11 protein-coding genes and 1 pseudogene are annotated in these 18078 nt (G+C 42.4%); all 12 read right to left on the bottom strand.

The features are described from left to right. Positions 1-152: 152 nt before the first annotated feature. Positions 153-2663, bottom strand: coding sequence for an ATP-binding protein (locus D0T85_RS15290; RefSeq protein ID WP_163214391.1), 2511 nt, complete (start codon positions 2661-2663; stop codon positions 153-155). After that, entirely contained in the window at positions 2657-3151 is a 495-nt protein-coding gene (locus tag D0T85_RS15285) for an alpha/beta hydrolase-fold protein (protein WP_163214390.1), read from the bottom strand. The genes D0T85_RS15290 and D0T85_RS15285 overlap by 7 nt, the downstream gene beginning before the upstream one ends. A 29-nt stretch (positions 3152-3180) precedes the next feature. Then, positions 3181-5169: a glycoside hydrolase family 97 protein gene (locus D0T85_RS15280; protein ID WP_163214389.1), complete on the bottom strand. Its 1989-nt coding sequence runs from the start codon at positions 5167-5169 to the stop codon at positions 3181-3183. An 18-nt stretch (positions 5170-5187) separates the two neighbouring features. Next, entirely contained in the window at positions 5188-6831 is a 1644-nt protein-coding gene (locus tag D0T85_RS15275) for an alpha-L-fucosidase (RefSeq protein ID WP_163214388.1), read from the bottom strand. Between the two features lie 11 nt (positions 6832-6842). After that, complete coding sequence (locus tag D0T85_RS23075) at positions 6843-7091, bottom strand: glycoside hydrolase family 97 C-terminal domain-containing protein (RefSeq protein WP_370459977.1); 249 nt, start codon at positions 7089-7091, stop codon at positions 6843-6845. Positions 7092-7157: 66 nt separating this feature from the next. After that, a pseudogene (locus D0T85_RS23070) lies at positions 7158-7691 on the bottom strand (glycoside hydrolase family 97 catalytic domain-containing protein); the annotation flags it as partial. Positions 7692-8233: 542 nt separating this feature from the next. After that, on the bottom strand, positions 8234-9673 hold the full coding sequence (locus tag D0T85_RS15265) for a RagB/SusD family nutrient uptake outer membrane protein (protein WP_163214386.1): 1440 nt from the start codon (positions 9671-9673) through the stop codon (positions 8234-8236). A gap of 131 nt (positions 9674-9804) precedes the next feature. Beyond that, positions 9805-13101 carry a TonB-dependent receptor gene (locus tag D0T85_RS15260; RefSeq protein WP_203558497.1) on the bottom strand — a complete coding sequence of 1099 codons (3297 nt, stop codon included), beginning with the start codon at positions 13099-13101 and terminating at the stop codon, positions 9805-9807. Between the two features lie 263 nt (positions 13102-13364). Further along, a complete protein-coding gene (locus D0T85_RS15255; protein WP_203558496.1) occupies positions 13365-14294 on the bottom strand; it encodes a FecR family protein in 930 nt (309 codons plus the stop codon). 89 nt (positions 14295-14383) lie between these two features. Continuing rightward, on the bottom strand, positions 14384-14938 hold the full coding sequence (locus tag D0T85_RS15250; protein WP_163214385.1) for an RNA polymerase sigma-70 factor: 555 nt from the start codon (positions 14936-14938) through the stop codon (positions 14384-14386). Positions 14939-15227: 289 nt separating this feature from the next. Beyond that, on the bottom strand, positions 15228-17456 hold the full coding sequence (locus D0T85_RS15245; protein ID WP_163214384.1) for a glycoside hydrolase family 3 N-terminal domain-containing protein: 2229 nt from the start codon (positions 17454-17456) through the stop codon (positions 15228-15230). A gap of 405 nt (positions 17457-17861) precedes the next feature. After that, the coding region (locus tag D0T85_RS22830; protein ID WP_239060740.1) for a PD-(D/E)XK nuclease domain-containing protein at positions 17862-18078 on the bottom strand (217 nt) is incomplete at its 5' end.

Raw genomic sequence — 18078 nt, 5'->3', positions numbered from 1 at the left:
CCATATCTTAACGAACCGCTGTATACGTGACCCGTACGTACAGTGGTGTGAGAGGCTCTCCCTGCCGGGCGACACCGGCAGGGCAGTCTACTCGATTGCATAGAGGCCGTTGGCCTCTTGATTTGAACTTTATGTTCCTTCTGACTTGAACTTTATGTTCCTTCCTTCTCTTGATATTCGGAAGGTAAAACACCAAATTCTTCCTTGAAATATTTCCTGAAATACTTGGGATTACTAAATCCTGTTTGATACGCTATTTCAGAAATTGTTTGTTGGCTTTCGCGTAAATACTGTGCAGCCCGTTTTAAACGGATTATGCGTATAAACTCGATAGGCGTTTTTCCAGTAATAGAAACCATCTTTTTATACAGATGCACACGGCTCATGTTTAGTTCACTACTCAGTTCCTCAACCGATAGTTCGTTCCGGCTGATATTGTCTTCTACATACTGAATGGCATTCTTTATCAACTTCTCGTCTAACGAAGTTATTGTTATTTCGCTGGGAGCAATTTCCATTTGCGGATTAAAATTCTCCTGTCGTTTTTGTTGTAGTTGCAACAGCTTTTTAATGCGCAAGCTAAGTATATCAAAATCGAATGGTTTAGTGATGTAATCATCAGCTCCGCTTTCCAGACCTTCCAGTTTTTGTTCTTTGGCCGAACGGGCAGTAAGTAAAATCAATGGGATATGCGAAGTCCGGATATCTGTTTTCACAAGTCGGCAAAGTTCATTACCATCCATTTCGGGCATCATTACATCGCTCACAATAATATCAGGCTGTAGCTCGGGTATCATTTCCCATGCTTTGGCTCCATCAGCTGCCACTTCTACCATATACTCAGATGATAAGCTGTCGTGCATAAAAAGACGAAAATCTTCATTATCATCAACAATAAGAATAACAGGCAATGCGCTTTCCTTGGCTTTTGCTTCTTCATCTATACTTTCTTCATCATCCAAAGGCAAGTCAACAGTTTCTATTTCTTCTTCTATTGGTTTAACAACCTGTTGTTCCTGTACAATTTGTGCATGCACTACCGGAAGCGTTATTATAAACATGCTTCCTTTACCCAAATTATCGAGTACGGTAATTGTTCCGTTGTGCAGAGCAACAAATTCTTTAACCAGATGCAGCCCAATACCGCTTCCGGCGGTTTTTTGTCCTTTTTGCTGAACCTGATAAAAACGTTCGAATATAAGTTCCTTGTCCTCATCTTTAATACCAATACCAGTATCCGATATTCTTATTTCGAACTGTTCCGGTTGTTCATCTGTGGCAGTCAACAGGTCTAAAGATACATCTACTCTTCCGCCTTCGGGAGTAAACTTAAAGGCATTGGATAATAGATTCATGATTATTTTACCCATCTTATCTTCATCAAACACCATCAGTAATTCTTTGATGGCCGAGAAGAAGATAAGACGTATGTTTTTCTTCTCCGAATATTCATTGAAAGAGTTACTAATGGTATGGATAAAGTCAATAATATCTCCCTGAGCAGGGTTAAGTTGATGACCTTTAACATCGCTTTTGCGGAAGTCTAACAACTGATTTACCATACCTAGCAGTCGCATGGCATTACGATGCACCATCTCAAGCTTGTTTTTCTGGTCTTTGCTTTCAATTTGCCTGATTACATTTTCCAGCGGCGAGATAATCAGAGTAAGTGGTGTACGCAGTTCATGACTTATATTGGTGAAGAAGCGCAGTTTCATATCATCAATCTCATGTTTTTGTTGCGCCTCTTGTTCTATTTGTACCAGTTTAAATTTTTGCCGTTCGTTGCGTAATATCTGCCTGCGTGCCAACAAAAGAATACCTATTACAATAAGGAAATATAGTATGTAAGCAATAGGAGATGCCCAGAAAGGAGGATCAATTACGATTTTAAGTTCGGATATTTCGTGGTTACTAAAACCATCACTATTAATAGCCTTTACTTTGAGTGTATATTTTCCGGGGGGTAAGCTGGTGTAGGTTAATTTGTTGACGTCTGTGGCAAGCCAATCCGGATTAAACCCTTCAAGCATATACATATAATGGGTCTTTTCGGGCAGAATATAATTCATGGCCGAAAAAGAAACAGAGAAAACATTTTGGCGATGCTTCAGCCTTATTTCTTCTGTATGGTTAATAGACTGTGTCAGGATGCGGTTTCCACCATACACGCTATCAATATTAACTGCTTGATTAAAGAGTTGCAATTCTGTAAATTCTATCTTGGGAGTTTCGTTGTTGTACTTTAATGCTTCGGGATAAAAGAAACTAAGTCCCTGAATACCACCAGCTACAATTTCGCCCCGGTGGGTTTTAATAATAGAGCGTGTATTAAACTGCTGCCCCTGCAAACCATCTAATTCGCCGTATCGATGAGCTGTGTATGTAAATACTCCTGTGCGCGGATCGCTACTTACTATAACATTGAAGATGCAGCTGGTAGTAGTAATCCACATGTTTTTGTTGTTATCTTCGACCATGCCTAGAATTATTTCACTACCCAATATCTGGTCGGCAACGGGTATAATAATTTCATCGTTCTTGCGGTCGTAAATATTAAGTCCCTCGGCTGTGGCAATCCAAAGTAGCCCCCGGCTGTCTTCATAAACACCATTCAGAACCTGGTGCGAGAGTTTCTGTGTTCCTTTTTTATTCGTTAGCAACCTGTGGCCCCTCCACCGCCCATGGAAAGACCAGCTACAGCACGGTTGGCTTTGTTACCAATTGCACGGTAGGTGCTTTCTATGTAGGGCAGAAATTCGGTAAAGAAGAAGGTTTCGTACTTCCAGCCAGGCATGTCGAAATATCCATTCCAGTGGCCTTCATCGAAACTACCACCTGCATTGGGAGAGACGATGATCATCTCGACAGCTTCGCCCGAGGCAATGAGCGGATCGATAACTTCGTGAGCATGTCCGCGCCAAAACCAAGCTTTGTCGGTATCTGTCATGCCATGAAGGAGGTAGAGAACAGGGTATTTCCTGTCCGGCTCAGCGTCGTAGCTCTTGGGCAGGTAGATACTATACTCCCGCTCGGCGTTGAGCACTTTACTGTGCATACTGCTATGGACAACCTTGCTTTGCGGCCCCCACTGAGCGAATACCAGGCATAGTTGGCAGAGCGAAATAACGAAAAATGTGATTCGTTTCATATTGTTTGTTGTTTATCCCTAATTTATGATTACTTCACTTGAAGTGCGAATCCGCCTCCGGGTGCCAGATGAATATTAAGTACCTTATTCCCTTTCAACAGAATATTCTCCTTCTTATAATCCACCCCGTTGCGGTGTGCATTCGCGCCATCCTTGAAAAGGGTAATAGTGTGCTCACCAGTGCCGAGGAACGAAAGGTCGACTGTGAGGTCGCGAGCATCCCAATTGGTCATTCCACCGATGTACCACACGCTACCTTTGCGGCGGGCAGTAACAATGTACTCGCCCAAACGGCCGTCTAAGTTAATGGTTTCGTCCCAAACAGTGGGAATGGCGGCAATAAATTCTAACGATTCGGGTTCGCGCATATAGTTGCTGGGTGAGTCGCAAAGCATATTGAAAGGCGATTCGAACACCACATATGCGCCCAACTGATGGCAACGGGTGCCCTGACTCATAGGTTGCGAGTTCGAAGGATGGTAGTTGCCTCGCGAGCCGTTACGCATGGCGCCCTGGGTATAGTCCATTGGGCCAGCTACCTGCCGGATGAAGGGGAGAGTTACATCGTACTTCATCTGATCAACCTCGGCCGACGACCATTTCATTTGCTCCAATCCATGTACACCTTCAAAATTGAGAACATTGGGATAAGTGCGATTCAGTCCGGCAGGCTTGTACATACCATGAAGGTCGAGTATGAGGTTGTACTTGGCGCAAGTGGCAGCGGCTCGGTAGTTGAACTCTACCATTTCCTGATCGTCACGATCCATAAAGTCTACCTTGAATCCTTTTACACCTAGCTCAGAGTAGTGGCGGCAGATGTTCTCCATATCGCGGTTGAAGGCGTGAAATCCTGCCCACAAAATAATGTCGACGTTACGGGCAGCGCCATAATCAACAAGTTCTTTGATATCGATCTCATCAACCACCTGCATCAAATCGGCCTTGAGGTGTACTGCCCAACCTTCGTCAAGGATAACATATTCAATGCCATTGGCAGCAGCAAAGTCAATGTAGTATTTATAGGTATCGTTGTTGATGCCGGACTCAAAATCTACGCCGGTAATGTTCCAATCGTTCCACCAGTCCCAAGCTACTTTACCAGGCTTAATCCATGATGTGTCGGCAATACGCGAGGGGGCGGCAAGCTTGTAGGTCATGTCGCTATTGGCCAGATCCTTGTCGGCTGTAGTGATGATTGCCATGCGCCAGGGAAATGTTCGAGGTCCGGAAACCTTGGCAATGTAGGGTTCGCGCTCGGTTACGGAGAATTGCAACATGTTGTGCCCACCCAGCTCTGTTGTGCGGGGATAGGCTGCAAACATGCCGGTTAGTGAGTGGTTGCCGGCAGCAGTGGTAAGAAAGAGCCCAGGGTAGCTTTCAAGATCAGACTCGCTGATGCAGATTTTCTTCCCACTGGGGGTTTCTGTTATCAGCGGCAAGAACATGAGGCGCTCTTTATTGAGTTTCGAGAGCTTATCCGTAGTATAAGTATTCTCGAAGGAGGTGTGGAACTGCGATTCGTAATTGCCATCAGTACCATACATTACATAAGGTACAGTAGCATTCACATCGGAACCAAAGTTATAAGCTACCTCTTCGGCAGCGATCGTGAAGGGTTTCGAACGCTTGCTAACGAAGCGGTAGGCTGCACCATCGTTGTACACCCGAAACTCTACACTCCATTGTTTTTTAAAGTTAAGGGTGAGCAGGGTGTACTCATCGTCGATCTTGTCTTTGCGGTAGAAAGGCGATACAATGGTTTGATGAATGCTTTTTTGACTGCTCTGCGCAAGCTGAGGTTTGTCGCCCCACACTTCTCCGCTGCTAAGAGTAAGGGAGATGGGAGATTCGTGAAGAATCGTTTCGCCGTCGTGGGCAATGGCATAAGTTAGTTTCTCACCAATAGTAACTGTTGCGGTAATGCGGCCGTTAGGCGAGGTAACCTTATGTTGCTTCTGCGCTGATGCACCAAAGGCGATAAACAGACAGATGATCGTTAAAAAGATTTGTTTCATGTTTCTTATGTTCTTTCATTAATTTGTAATCTTCAATACCAGCGAAATATCATTCGGTTTTTTGCCTTTTGGCAGACTAATCAATAGCCCTTTAGCTGTTCTTTGGAATTCGGCTTTTCCGCCACCCAACAGTTCTACTTTTTTGATACTTCCTTTATGATATGGGCTGTTAGAGGCTAGAGATTTGATTAATACCTTCCCGTCCGCCGGCCACTCCATTACGTGGGCATAGATTGTTGTTCCCTTCTCCACGAAGCGGATATCGGCTGCGGTGTACGGTTCGTTCTTGCCCTCGTTGAAACCTGCGCCATCCAGTGGAATAGCGGTTTCGGCAGCAGGCCCTTCACCAAAGATATGCCAAGGGCGAGTGTCAAAGATACCCTCGCGGTTAACATCCATCCAAGCGGCGATGTCTTCCAGTATTTTCTCTTCCTTATCATCAATAGTTCCGTCGCCTTTCATGGGTACGCTTAACAACAAGTTTCCATTCTTGCTTACGATGTCGATGAGCATATGCACAACCATTTTTCCGGATTTGTACCAGTTGTCTTCGTAGGCCGAACGGTGGTAGTGCCAACTTCCAAGGCAACTACACGTTTGCCAGGGTTTGGATTGCAACTGCGAAGGAATACCTTTTTCTACATCCCATACCAAGGCCTCCTTGTGCTGATCTTGTAGCTTTTTGCCAAAAACAACGGCATTCAGTTTGCCTTTGTTCTGTTTCATGTTGTGGTTGTAGTAGTGTGCCACCACATCCATACCAGTGTTGTTGATGGGCCAGAAAGGCAATACGCTGTCATCGAAATAAATGAGGTCAGGATTATAACGGTTTATCATGTCGACTGTGCGGTCAAAGAAATTATCGTAGTACGCCTGCGTGGGCACAGAGGTTCCTTCAGGCCAGTCCCATGCTTTCCATGCATGCTCACTGAGTGAGTGGTTCTGTACATAAAGTTCCTGCGGGTCATAGCCTTCCCACCATTTACCTTGGCCATCTTCTTTAGTCACCACGCGAGCATCGTAAGAGATACCGGCATAAGGACCGGTTTTGTCGGCCCCCTGAGCAGTTTCGTACCACGTCCACGCGTGCGAGGAGTGTATACTTACGCCGTATGGCAGTTTGTGTTTGCGGGCAGCTCTTTCCCACTCGGCTAGAATGTCGCGCTTAGGACCCATGTTCACGGAATTCCAACGTTGATACTTGCTGTTCCACAAGTCCATGTTATCGTGGTGATTTCCCATAGCAAAGAAGTACTGGGCGCCCACACGTTTGTAAAGAGCTACTAACTTTTCGGGGTCCCAACGCTCAGCCTTCCACTCGTTTATTACGTCCTTGAAGCCGAATTCCGAAGGATGGCCATACTTTTCGATGTGTACCTTGTAAGCATCGCCACCTTCCTCGTACATGGCGCGGCCGTACCAGTCGCCTGCTTCGGGCTGACATTGTGGGCCCCAATGGGCCCAAATACCGAACTTAGCGTTGCGAAACCATTCAGGAGTTTCGTATTGCGATAAAGATTCCCAAGTGGGAGCAAACTTACCTGGTGCAGCTTTCTCTTGACGATAAGGTGTCGCTTCCGGATTACCTTGCTGGACTTGAGCAGCCAGCGAGCTGCTTAGTGCTACTGATATAAATAATGCTTTGAGTTTGTTCTTATTCATACGTTTTATTATTATAGCGATTTCACTACTGCCACATATCCTCCTCCATTGGCCATCTGTATCTTTACAGGTTTGCCAGCTTGTATTGTTATGCGGCCTTTACGTAACTTAGTTGGGTTCTTTCCTGCATCTTTAGTATCTTCCCAGTATTCTAACTCATATTTGCCAGCCGGCAGAAAGCTGGTATCAAGGCTGATGGTCCGCGCCACATCATTGTTCATCGCTCCGATAAACCATGTATCTCCAGATTGTTTTGCCATTGCTATGAACTCGCCCGGATAGCCGGCAATAAAGCGGGTGTCATCCCACACGGTAGGAACGATTTGCAGAAAATCGCTACCCGGTTCACCCAACACATGTTTGGGATGGTCGCAAAATACAGTAAATGGGCTTTCGTAAATCACAAACTTGGAAAGTTCGGCACAGCGCGTATTCATTACCAGTGTAGGCGACTGTCGTTTAAACTGTTCAGGCGTTACGTTGAGGAATCCACCCGGTGTATAGTCCATTGGCCCAGCCAACATACGGGTAAAGGGCAGGGTAACGTTGTGGGTAGGGATAATGCGGTCCGAGAACTTGGAATATTCTTCGCCCAGCACACCCTCACGGGTCATCATGTTGGGGTAGGTGCGCTCAATTCCGTCGGGCTTGTACGATCCGTGGAAGTTTACCATGAGACGATTTTGAGCCGCGGTACGGATGATTTTGCGATACCAGTTTACCATCTCCTGATCGTCACGATCCATGAAGTCTATCTTAATACCAACTACACCCCAGTCGCGGTACAGGGCAAATGCTTCCTCGAAAGCGTTGTTGCGGTTCACATCTGTGCTGTAGAGCCACAGCCAGATGCGCACATTCTTTTCTTTTGCAACCCTGTAAGGATACCCCTTGTGGGTATCCTGATAATGGTTCCCCTTGTATCAATGGTTAACAATCAGGATACCCACAAGGGGTATCCCTACAGGGTTTATACGCTTTCATGCCTTTATCATCAACAGCAGCAGTTTCTTTTTCTTTTTCTTTTTCTGCTGTTGTTTTCTTTTCTTTTCTCTTCTTTTCTCTTCTTTTCTATTGTTGCAACGGAATTCTACGACCGTTGCTTTTGGTATTCTTTCGTTTGTAGTATCTTTTCTTTGTGAGTTATTGGTTCGCTAGATGTTCTGAAGTGTCTTAATCCCCTTTAACCCTTCCATTCTTGAATATAATCAAAGTCGTTTTTATGCCAATATGTACGAAAAAGTAACAAGCCGCACATGTGTGAAAATTAAGCTGTTGATTATAGAAATGATTTGTTTTTCTTTGCGATACAAATATTTTGGATATAAAAAAATGAATTCAGCCTCAGGCATCGACGTTGCCTGGGGCTGAACTAACCTGCCACTTCGTAGCGAATAAACCGTTATTTATACCCCGGGTTCTGTACCAGTTTCGTTGAGTTCATATCCGAAATAGGAATTGGCAATATCTCGTGTACACCTTCTTTAAAACCTCTGAAAGCCAATACTTCCGCAGCTTTTCCGGTTCTTACTAAATCGAACCAGCGATGTCCCTCGGTAGCCAGTTCTAACCGGCGTTCCTCGTAAATGTTTTCGAGTGTTGCAGGAACCGGGTCTAAACCTACTCTTGCTCTAACTTTATCAAGATAGTATTGGGCTTTAGAAACATCTCCTCCACCTCTTACAATTGCTTCGGCCTGCATAAGGTATGTGTCGGCAAGGCGAATTTCAATCACATTCATTTCCCAGTTTGTAGCAGCCGGATAAGATGGATTGATATACTCTTTCTTTGGTGAGTATTTGTTTGTAAAATAACCGGTGTGCATATAGCCTTTTGAGTATGTTGCACCCTCAGCTTCCAGATCCTTCATATCTATGATGGTGTATGGATAACGTGGATCGTCTTTCATTGATTCTGCAAACTCAGGAATAACCGGATTAAATCCATATCCATTGTGGAAATGAGGGCCTATGTAATCGCGGATACCCAGATAGTCGCCCAAACGGTTACCAAAACCGGTAGCTTCTCCCTTATGAGTAGCTTCGAAAATTGATTCGGAGTGGAACTTATTGTAGGGGCTGAACATTTCTCCTAAATCTTCGAGTAAAGCATAATGAGAAGATGAATTTACTTTTTCAAAAGCTTCGGCTGCTTCAAGCATTCTGCTTGTGTTGTTTTGGTACAAAATAGTTTTGCCCAACATAGCATATCCGGCACCTTTGGTAATGCGTCCCTTTTCGGCATCCGGTCTTGTTTCCGGCAGGTCGGGGATGGCTTCGTTCAGGTCTTTCTCAATCTGTGCATACACATCTTCGGGTTTGGCCTGCTCTATGTCATACACTTCCATTGCATTCAACACTGTGGTTACCAAGGGCACATTCTTGAAATTACGTACCAGCCAGAAGTTAAAATATGCCCGCAGAAATTTAGCTTCGGCAATGTGTTCTTTTCTTGCTTTATCGGTCATACCGGGTATATTATCAATCTTCGATAGTAGTACATTGGCACGATAAATTCCCTGATAGGCTTTCTCCCAGAAGGATGACTGTGGCCCTACACTTTCGTCCAGTGTATAGTTACCCCATACCTGAAAGTGGTTCCAGTCGGCAGCACCACCGCCACCCAGATAACACTCGTCGGATGCTGAGGTTGCTCCCATAACATGCAACGACCAAATGTCTCTTAATGGTTGGTAAATAGAAACCAAAGCAGCATAAGCTTCCTGAGGATTTGAGTAATATTCCGATTCAAGATCGAGCCCTTTGGGCTTCACATCTAAAAAGTCGTCGCAGCTACAAAATATAATTGTAAACAGACTTATTGCTAAAATATATTTTTTCATAAGTAATTGTTTGTTATATAATTAATTTGAACACAGAGACACAGAGGCACAGAGGTTTCAAATATACATAGGCACTATTAAAATCTCTGTGCCTCTGTGTCTCTGTGTTCTAAAAATAATATCATGATTTATTAAAATGAAAGATTTAAACCAAACATATAGGACCGTGCCTGCGGATAGATACCCCTGTCGATGCTTCCTGATATTTCGGGATCGTAACCAGAGTATTTTGTAAATGTAGTCAGGTTATTTACTGTTACATACAGGCGCAGTTGGCTCAAACTCATTTTCTGAATAATCCGTTGTGGAACATTGTAACCTAACTGCACGGTTTTAATACGGAAGAAAGTTCCGTCTTCCAAATGAAAATCAGAAGGTTTGGTAAAGTTACGGTTCGTGTCCGAATCAGTAAGGCGTGGATACGAGTTCGAAGTTCCGGGACCAGTCCAACGGTTAAGTGCTTCTGCACTGTAGTTGGCAGTTTGGATATCTAAACGACGCAATCCCTGGAAAATCTTGTTTCCGCCCGAGCCTTGTCCAAAAATAGACAGGTCGAAATCTTTATATGCCATATTTACGGTTAACCCATAGAACCAGGTAGGAATGGTTGTTCCAAGGAAATCCCTGTCGCTTCCTGATATATTTCCATCATCGTCTAAGTCTGCAAAGCGGAAATCACCGGGTTTGGCATTAGGCTGGATAACTTTTCCTTTTGAGTTCTTATAATTATCAATTTCTTCCTGTGTCTGGAAAATTCCCTGTGTTTTGAAACCATAGAAAGAAAGGAAAGGATGGCCTACGGCAGTTCTGGTAATACGATAATCGCTTGCCTGGAATTCGGCTCCATCAATATAGTCTTTGTCATCGCCCAAGTAAACCACTTCATTTTTTACATGCGATATGTTTCCTTTTACATCCAGACTAAAATCACCAAATTTCTTTTGATACCCAAGTTCTATTTCGATACCGTTGTTGTCCATATCGGCAATGTTTCCATACGAAGAACCATTAAGACCTACATACTTAGGATAACTTACTCCTAAAAGCATGTCTCTGGTTTGTTTCTTATACACATCGACAGACAGGCTGAAGTTATCGAGGAAACGCAGATCGATACCAACGTTTGTTTGGGCTGTTTTTTCCCATTTCAAATCGGGGTTGGCAAGTCCGTTAGGGCTGTAACCAATATTGATGGTGTTATCCGGGCCAAATACATAGTTACGTCCGCTTCCGATTGTAGATACATAACTGAATGCACCAAAGTTATCGTTACCGGTAACCCCGTACGACAGGCGTAATTTGAGTGAGTTAATAATTTTGTTTTCTTTCCAGAATGCCTCGCGCGAAGGTACCCAACCAATTGATGCCGATGGGAATGTTCCGTACCGATTGTTCTGACCAAAGCGTGAAGAACCATCTACACGTACAATTCCGGTAAACATATATTTTTCTTTGTAATTGTAGCTTACACGGCCAAAGAAAGAACTGATTCTGTATGGTTGATCTTCAAATCCTTTGGCTACTCTTTTTTCATCCGGCAATGAGTAGTTCAGCGATGCATCGTCAAAGTTATTAGCAGGAATTCCTCTGAACACACCTTCCAGTCCGTCGGCTGTACGATCCTGAATACTGTTACCTATCATAACAGAGCCAAAATGATCGCCAAACTGTTTAGAATACGAAGCAGTGTTTTCTAACGACCACAACAATGTTTTTTTCAATGCACGATCGTATTTAGTTTGTTCCAGATTTGTTAGAACAGTATTGAGGTAGTACAGCGGTGTAAAGTACTCGTTACCCCAGAAAGTCATTTTCCCTGCAATCTGCGATCTAACACGAAGGTCTTTAATGGGTTCTATTTCAAGATATGCGTTTGCAATAATATTGTGTGTCCACGCATAGTTTCCGTCTTTTGTTTTTGCATACGCCAAAGGATTACTGATTTCGTTGGCTACATACTTCGATACACCGTAAGGGTTTCCATATTTATCGCGCATAACCGGTTGGTTTGCATACGGGTTTTGTGCCATTTCTTCGGGATCGGTAATCACAACCGGAGTTATAGGGTCAATATTGATTGCCGAGTTCAATACACCACCTCTTTCGGTATTGGCAGATACATTGTTACTGTTTTTAATGTAAGTATAGGTTGCGTTTGCACCCATTCTTAACCACGGTTTTATTTCGTGTGTGGTATTTAAACGGAATGTCATACGTTTGTACTTAGATGCATCGGGCATTACAATACCTTCCTGATCGAAATAGCTGAAAGAACCGTAATAAGTAGATACCTGATTTCCTCCGTTTATGCTGAATTCGTGGTTCTGTATTTTTGCACTGTTGCTAAAAATAACATCTTGCCAGTCGGTACCTTTTCCTAACGACTTTACATTATCAAATATTATACCCTTTCCGGCAGCTTCGGACGATTCGTTACGTAATGTTGCATACTCGGTTGCATTGGCTAAGTCCAGTTTCTTTTCAGGACTTTGCAATCCGAAGTATCCGTTGTAACTAAGCTTCATTTTTCCTGCTTTACCCGATTTGGTTGTTACCAAAATAACACCACTGGCGGCTTTGGTACCATAAATTGCGGCAGAAGCAGCATCTTTCAATACTTCAATAGATTCGATATCCGATTGGTTGAGGAAGTTTATATCGCCAATTGGTATTACCTGACCATCAACAACATACAACGGATCACTGTTATTGATAGAAGTAACCCCACGTACACGTACGGTAGCACCAGCACCGGGCTGACCGGAACTGCTAACAACACTTACCCCGGATGTTCTTCCCTGTAAGGATTGTTCAAGACGCATTACGGGTGCATTGGCTATATCATCGCCGGTAATTTTAGAGATAGATCCGGTTACTACACTCTTTTTAACTACACCATAACCTACAACAACAACTTCGTCGAGCGACTGTGCATCTTCAACCAATGTAACAGCTAAGTTATTTTTGTTGCCTACGCGTATTTCCTGATCTACATAGCCTATGTAGCTAATCCTTATTACAGACGATTCGGATGATACGGTGAGTGAGAAATTCCCATCAATATCTGTTATGGTTCCGTTTGAGGTACCCACTTCAAGAACACTGGCTCCTATAACGGGTTCGTTGTACTGGTCTTTAACAGAACCTTGTATTGTTTTATCCTGCTTTATTATTTCAAGCTTGTTTTCTTTTATAAGCAGAATATTATTTCCTTCCATTGCATAGATAATACCAGTGTTTTGGAATACCTGCGAAAGTACATTAGCCACCGAAGTGTTTTCTGCTTTGAGGGTAACACGGGGTGTAAGATCAACATTGTCGTTGTTGTAAACAAACAGGTAATCTGTTTGCTCTTCTATCTGATCAATAACAACCTTAATCTGCTGACCAGTTGCATTGATGCTAACTGGTGTGGTTTGTGAATTCACGGTCGTAGCATAACAGCAAGAAATGCTAAGGACCAAAAAGATTAAGTTTAACTTCATAATTCGGAAAAAATGTTTGTTTTTGGCTAACAATTTGGGTAAAGTAATCCCTACAAGGTTTTTTTTCATAACTTTGCATAATTCGATGTTGGTACTAAAATCAATAATTATTGTTGGTCATAATGGTACTGACCTAAGGCCGGAATATGCTGTAACATAATCCGGTCTTTTTGTTTTCCGGTAATCGTATTTCTACATAGGCGTATTTATTTTATAGTTATCAGATTTAATTCGGTATTAACGGTATAAGTGAATTTAAGTTCGTGTTGCAATACTTTTAACACTTGCTCTACTCCATCTTTCGAACGGAATTTTCCGGTATAGGGTAGTTTAAGCAATGATTCGTTTTTCACTTCTATATGTGTGTCATAATATAGTTCGAGTTTTTTCATAATACTCCCTATAGGTTCGTTGCTGAAACTAAGTATTCCATCTTTCCATCTGAAATAATCATAGTCTTGTATGCCAAAAGTTTCGTATTTGCCCTGAACTATCCTAAAGTAGTTATTTGTTTTCATAGTAATCCCTTCGTCCGGTATCTGCGAACCGGTTATGCGGATAGAGCCTGAAAGAAGCGATACTTCGGTATGGGGTTCATCCTGATAAGATATGACGTTGAACTCGGTTCCCAATACATTTATATCTATATCCTTAGTTTTAACAACGAAGGTAAGGTTTGGATTCTTTTTTACCTTAAAATAGGCTTCTCCGTTTAGTTCAATATTACGGTTGCTTTTACCAAAGTCGGACGAATAATTCAGCGTGGTTTGTGCGTTGAGCCAAACAATACTACTATCAGGAAGCATCAGTTCGGCACGTTGGCCAGGTGGTACATAAAAGCGTTGTGTAGATGCTTCTTCTTTTTTATTAGTGAGAAAATAATTACCAACTCCAAAAAGCAGGAATATGGCTGCTACTTTTGCAACTTCGTACATAATTTTACGCGTACGGATAGTTGTTTTGCGTTTATTTTCTTTGATTGGTTCATTGAAAATGGAGATGTTGTGCAGCTTACGGAGTTTTATGAGTTGTTGCACATTGTCTTCGCTCGAATCGAGCCATGTTACAACTAATTCTATTTCTTCGTTAGTGGCATTTCCTTCCAGGTATTTTTGAAGTATGGTTTGTTCTATCATCTTAATTTTAATTTAAAGCTTCGCGGCACGTGGCCGTTTGCTAGTACATAGACAACACAAATAAAAGAACCCCTAAATGGAATTCGGTATTAATTAAATAAAAACAAAAAATAAAATAAAGGCAGATAATCATCGAGTGCTAAACGAAGTGCCTTGAGCGATTTGGTTATGTGATACTCTACCGCTTTTGTGCTAATGGATAGCTCTTCGGCTATTTCTTTAACCGGGCGCGATTCGTAACGGCTCATCTCAAACACCCGCCGGGTTTGTTCGGGCAGCGAAAGCAGCGTTCTGGTTACTATTTCGGTTATTTCGGAAGAGTAAATTTCTTCCGGGTCGCAGGCTTGCAGACTCAAAATCCTGTAATCCAAATCACGGCTTAATTTAGAGGAAATTGATTCCATGGCTGTACGTTTCACCTTGAGGTGTTTAAGGTAATTCAAAGACTCATTTCTGAGAATAGACAAAAGCAAGGCTAACGGATTTTGAACATTTCCTTTTTTTATAGCACTCCACAGGTTAATAAAGGAATCGGAAACAATATCCTCGGCTGCATCAGCGTCATTGGTATATGACTTCACAAACAAAAAAGATTTTTTGTAGTACTGCTGGTATATTTCATTGAAGCTTATATCGTGTTTCATAGTGTTTTTCGTTTCTATGCAAATATATAAATAAGCGCCTGAATAGTATAGACAACCGAGATACAAAAACCCCTAAAGGGAAAGGAGGTAAAGTGAGGTAGAGGAGGTAAAGTAGTTGAGTAGTGGGATGCCGCATGGAATCCATGCGGCATAATATCAAATTAAAACTCTGTGTCCTCTGCGTCCTCTGTGGTGAAAACTCCTCAATTCAGCCACTAACTGAACCAAACGAGTAGGTTAAAACTTAGCGTAACTCAGCGTTTCAAAAATGAGTTTAAAACTCTCAAAACTATTTTGCCAAATAGAAACTTGCTGATTTAAGCATTGTTGCATTCTCCGAACTATTCCCTACAAACAATTTAAATTCTCCCGGTTCAGTAACAAACTCATTATATATATTGAAAAAGCCCAGATCTTTGCTTGTTAGTACAAATTCAATTTCTCTTTCTTCTCCTTTTTCCAATTCAACCTGTTGAAAGCCGCAAAGCTCTATAACAGGACGTGTAACAGAACTTACAACATCCTGCAAATAAAGCTGTACGGTTTCTTTTCCTTTGTAGTTTCCGGTGTTTTTTACCGTGGTTTTCAAAATAATCTTTTCATTAAAGCCGTATTGTTCCTTAGATAATACTGGGGCTGATATATGGAATGTGGTATAACTAAGTCCATATCCAAAAGGATATGCCGGACGAATATCTTCATCTATGTACCGACTGGTGTATTGATTGTCTTTGCTCCATGGGCGGCCTGTACTTTTATGATTGTAGTATATCGGGCACTGTCCGCTGTGACGGGGATACGTCATCGGGAGCTTTGCCGACGGATTGTATTTACCTGTAATAACATCAGCAATGGAGTTTCCTGCTTCTACACCCAACCACCATGTTACCAAAATAGCATCAGCATAAGGTTCCATAGCCGAGAAAACCAACGGACGGCCCCCCATAACAAGGGCAATAACCGGTTTATTCGATTCTTCTTTTAAGCGTTTCACCAGTTGTTGGTGGTTGCTGTTGATGTTGATATCTACTTTAGATTTTGCTTCGCCGGATTCTGATGCCTTTTCGCCCACAGCTACAATTATTACATCAAAGCCAGATAGTTCCGGAAGCTCTTTTATTTCATTCGTTCTTGGATCGTATCCTTCAATGTGTGTAATCTTGCAATTCGGTAAGGCAGTTTTAAAGCCATCTAAAATGGTTGTAACATATTCGGGTTTACCCATTGCTCCCCAATTACCTATCATATCCCAACGAGAAGTACACAACGGTCCAACCAAGGCAATGTTTCTCACTGTACCCGGAAGAGGTAGGGCAGCGTTGTTTTTTAACAATACAATAGATTTATTGCCGGCTTCGCGGGCTATTTTGCGATGTGCTTTATTAATTAGCTCATCATCCAGTTCAGCTTCACGGTAATTGTAACCAAACGGATCATCAAATAATCCCAGTTCGAATTTCTTCGTCAGGATACGCTTTACAGCATCATCAATGATTGCGATATCTACTTTACCTTCTTTAACCAACTTTTCGAGGTTGCCAATGTAGCTGGCCGAGCACATATCCATATCGCACCCGGCTGTTACTGCCAACAATGCGGCTTCTTCGGCATTAGCGGCAACTCTGTGGTTCTGCAATTCGCCAACCGATCCCCAGTCGCTCACTACAAATCCGTTGAACTTCCAGGTTTCTTTTAATAAATCCCTCATTAACGGTTTGTGTGCTGTAGCAGGAATACCGTTAACATCGTTAAACGCGCTCATGAATGTGGCAACATCTGCTTCGATTGCTGCACGGAAAGGTGGTAGGTAAACCTGATGCAGTGTATTCTCCGAGATATCGGCTCCCGTATAATCTTTTCCTGCAATTGCCACACCATAAGCTGCAAAGTGTTTGGCACATGCCAACACCGTTCTCCTGTCATTGTAATTGTTACCCTGAAATCCTTTTACTCTGGCTTTCGCCACTTCACTACCATACCATGTATCTTCGCCGGCACCTTCCATAACCCGGCCCCAACGTGCATCTCGTGCAATATCTATCATTGGGGCAAATGTCCAATGAAGCCCGTGTGCAGAGGCCTCGGCTGCAGCTATTTCTGCCGTTTTCCTCATTAATTCCAGATCAAAGCTTGCTGCTTCTCCCATAGGAATGGGAAATATTGTTTTCATTCCATGAACCACATCCATTCCGAAGAGCAGAGGTATCCTTAAACGGGATTTCATAGCTTCTTCCTGATATTGTTTTGCGCGGGATACCGAGGTTACATTCAGCATGGAACCAACTTTCCCTTTCCTTATTTCTTCCAGATGATTTTTATTGTTAATTACCGGTCCTGTATTTTTCCGGTCGTTGGAATATTGATTGAGCTGGCCTATCTTTTCTTCCAGCGTCATTAATTGCAGAACTGAATCTGCCTGAGATGAATAATCTTTGTGAAGCATTTGTGCTTGCGAAGAAAGGATGTTTATTAAAAAAATAAACACTAAAAGCTGGTACTTGTTAGGAATGCGTTGCATGGACTGTTTTATTTAAGATTCTGTTGTAAAGACAATCCAAGAATAAAAATCCCTAGTGGGAGAAAGTTTTTCAACAGAAAACAGATACCCGATATAGTATGAGTTTATGGTGATGGTGGTTGAAAAACATTTCCAAATAGTGGCTTCCTGTTTAACTATTTCACTGTGTCCGAAAACAACAAATCAATGATATCAGCCTACTTCAACCCCCTCTGTATGTGCTACAGAGCCGATTTTAGTGCGTATTTTCAAAATGCTGCATTTTGTATTGATGAAATGCTGCATTTCGTTCGATCAAAATGCTGCATTTCGAAAGTGTGAAATGCTGCATTTTGAAAACACGAAATGCAGCATAACAAAATAGTAATCATTTGTGAATGGATAAAAACGAACAAATAAGATTTCCTACTCAATCAGATATTTCCCAATATTCCTTTTATCCTTTTCAAACTCCACACCAACTTTTATTAGTTTCCGCTCGTCGGCAATATAAGGAATAAGATAACCTTTATCATCTATCTGTTGTAATGCTTCTTCGGCTGTGCCATTGAGTTTGAACTCAAAAACATAAATCTGATCTTTGGTATGTACCACAGCATCTGCCCGACCCGTTGCCGAATGT

Source organism: Bacteroides sp. 519, assembly GCF_010500955.1.
Classification (GTDB): Bacteria; Bacteroidota; Bacteroidia; order Bacteroidales; family Bacteroidaceae; genus Bacteroides.
The sequence above is the reverse complement of the archived record's forward strand: the minus strand, read 5'-3'. Positions and strand labels throughout refer to the sequence as shown.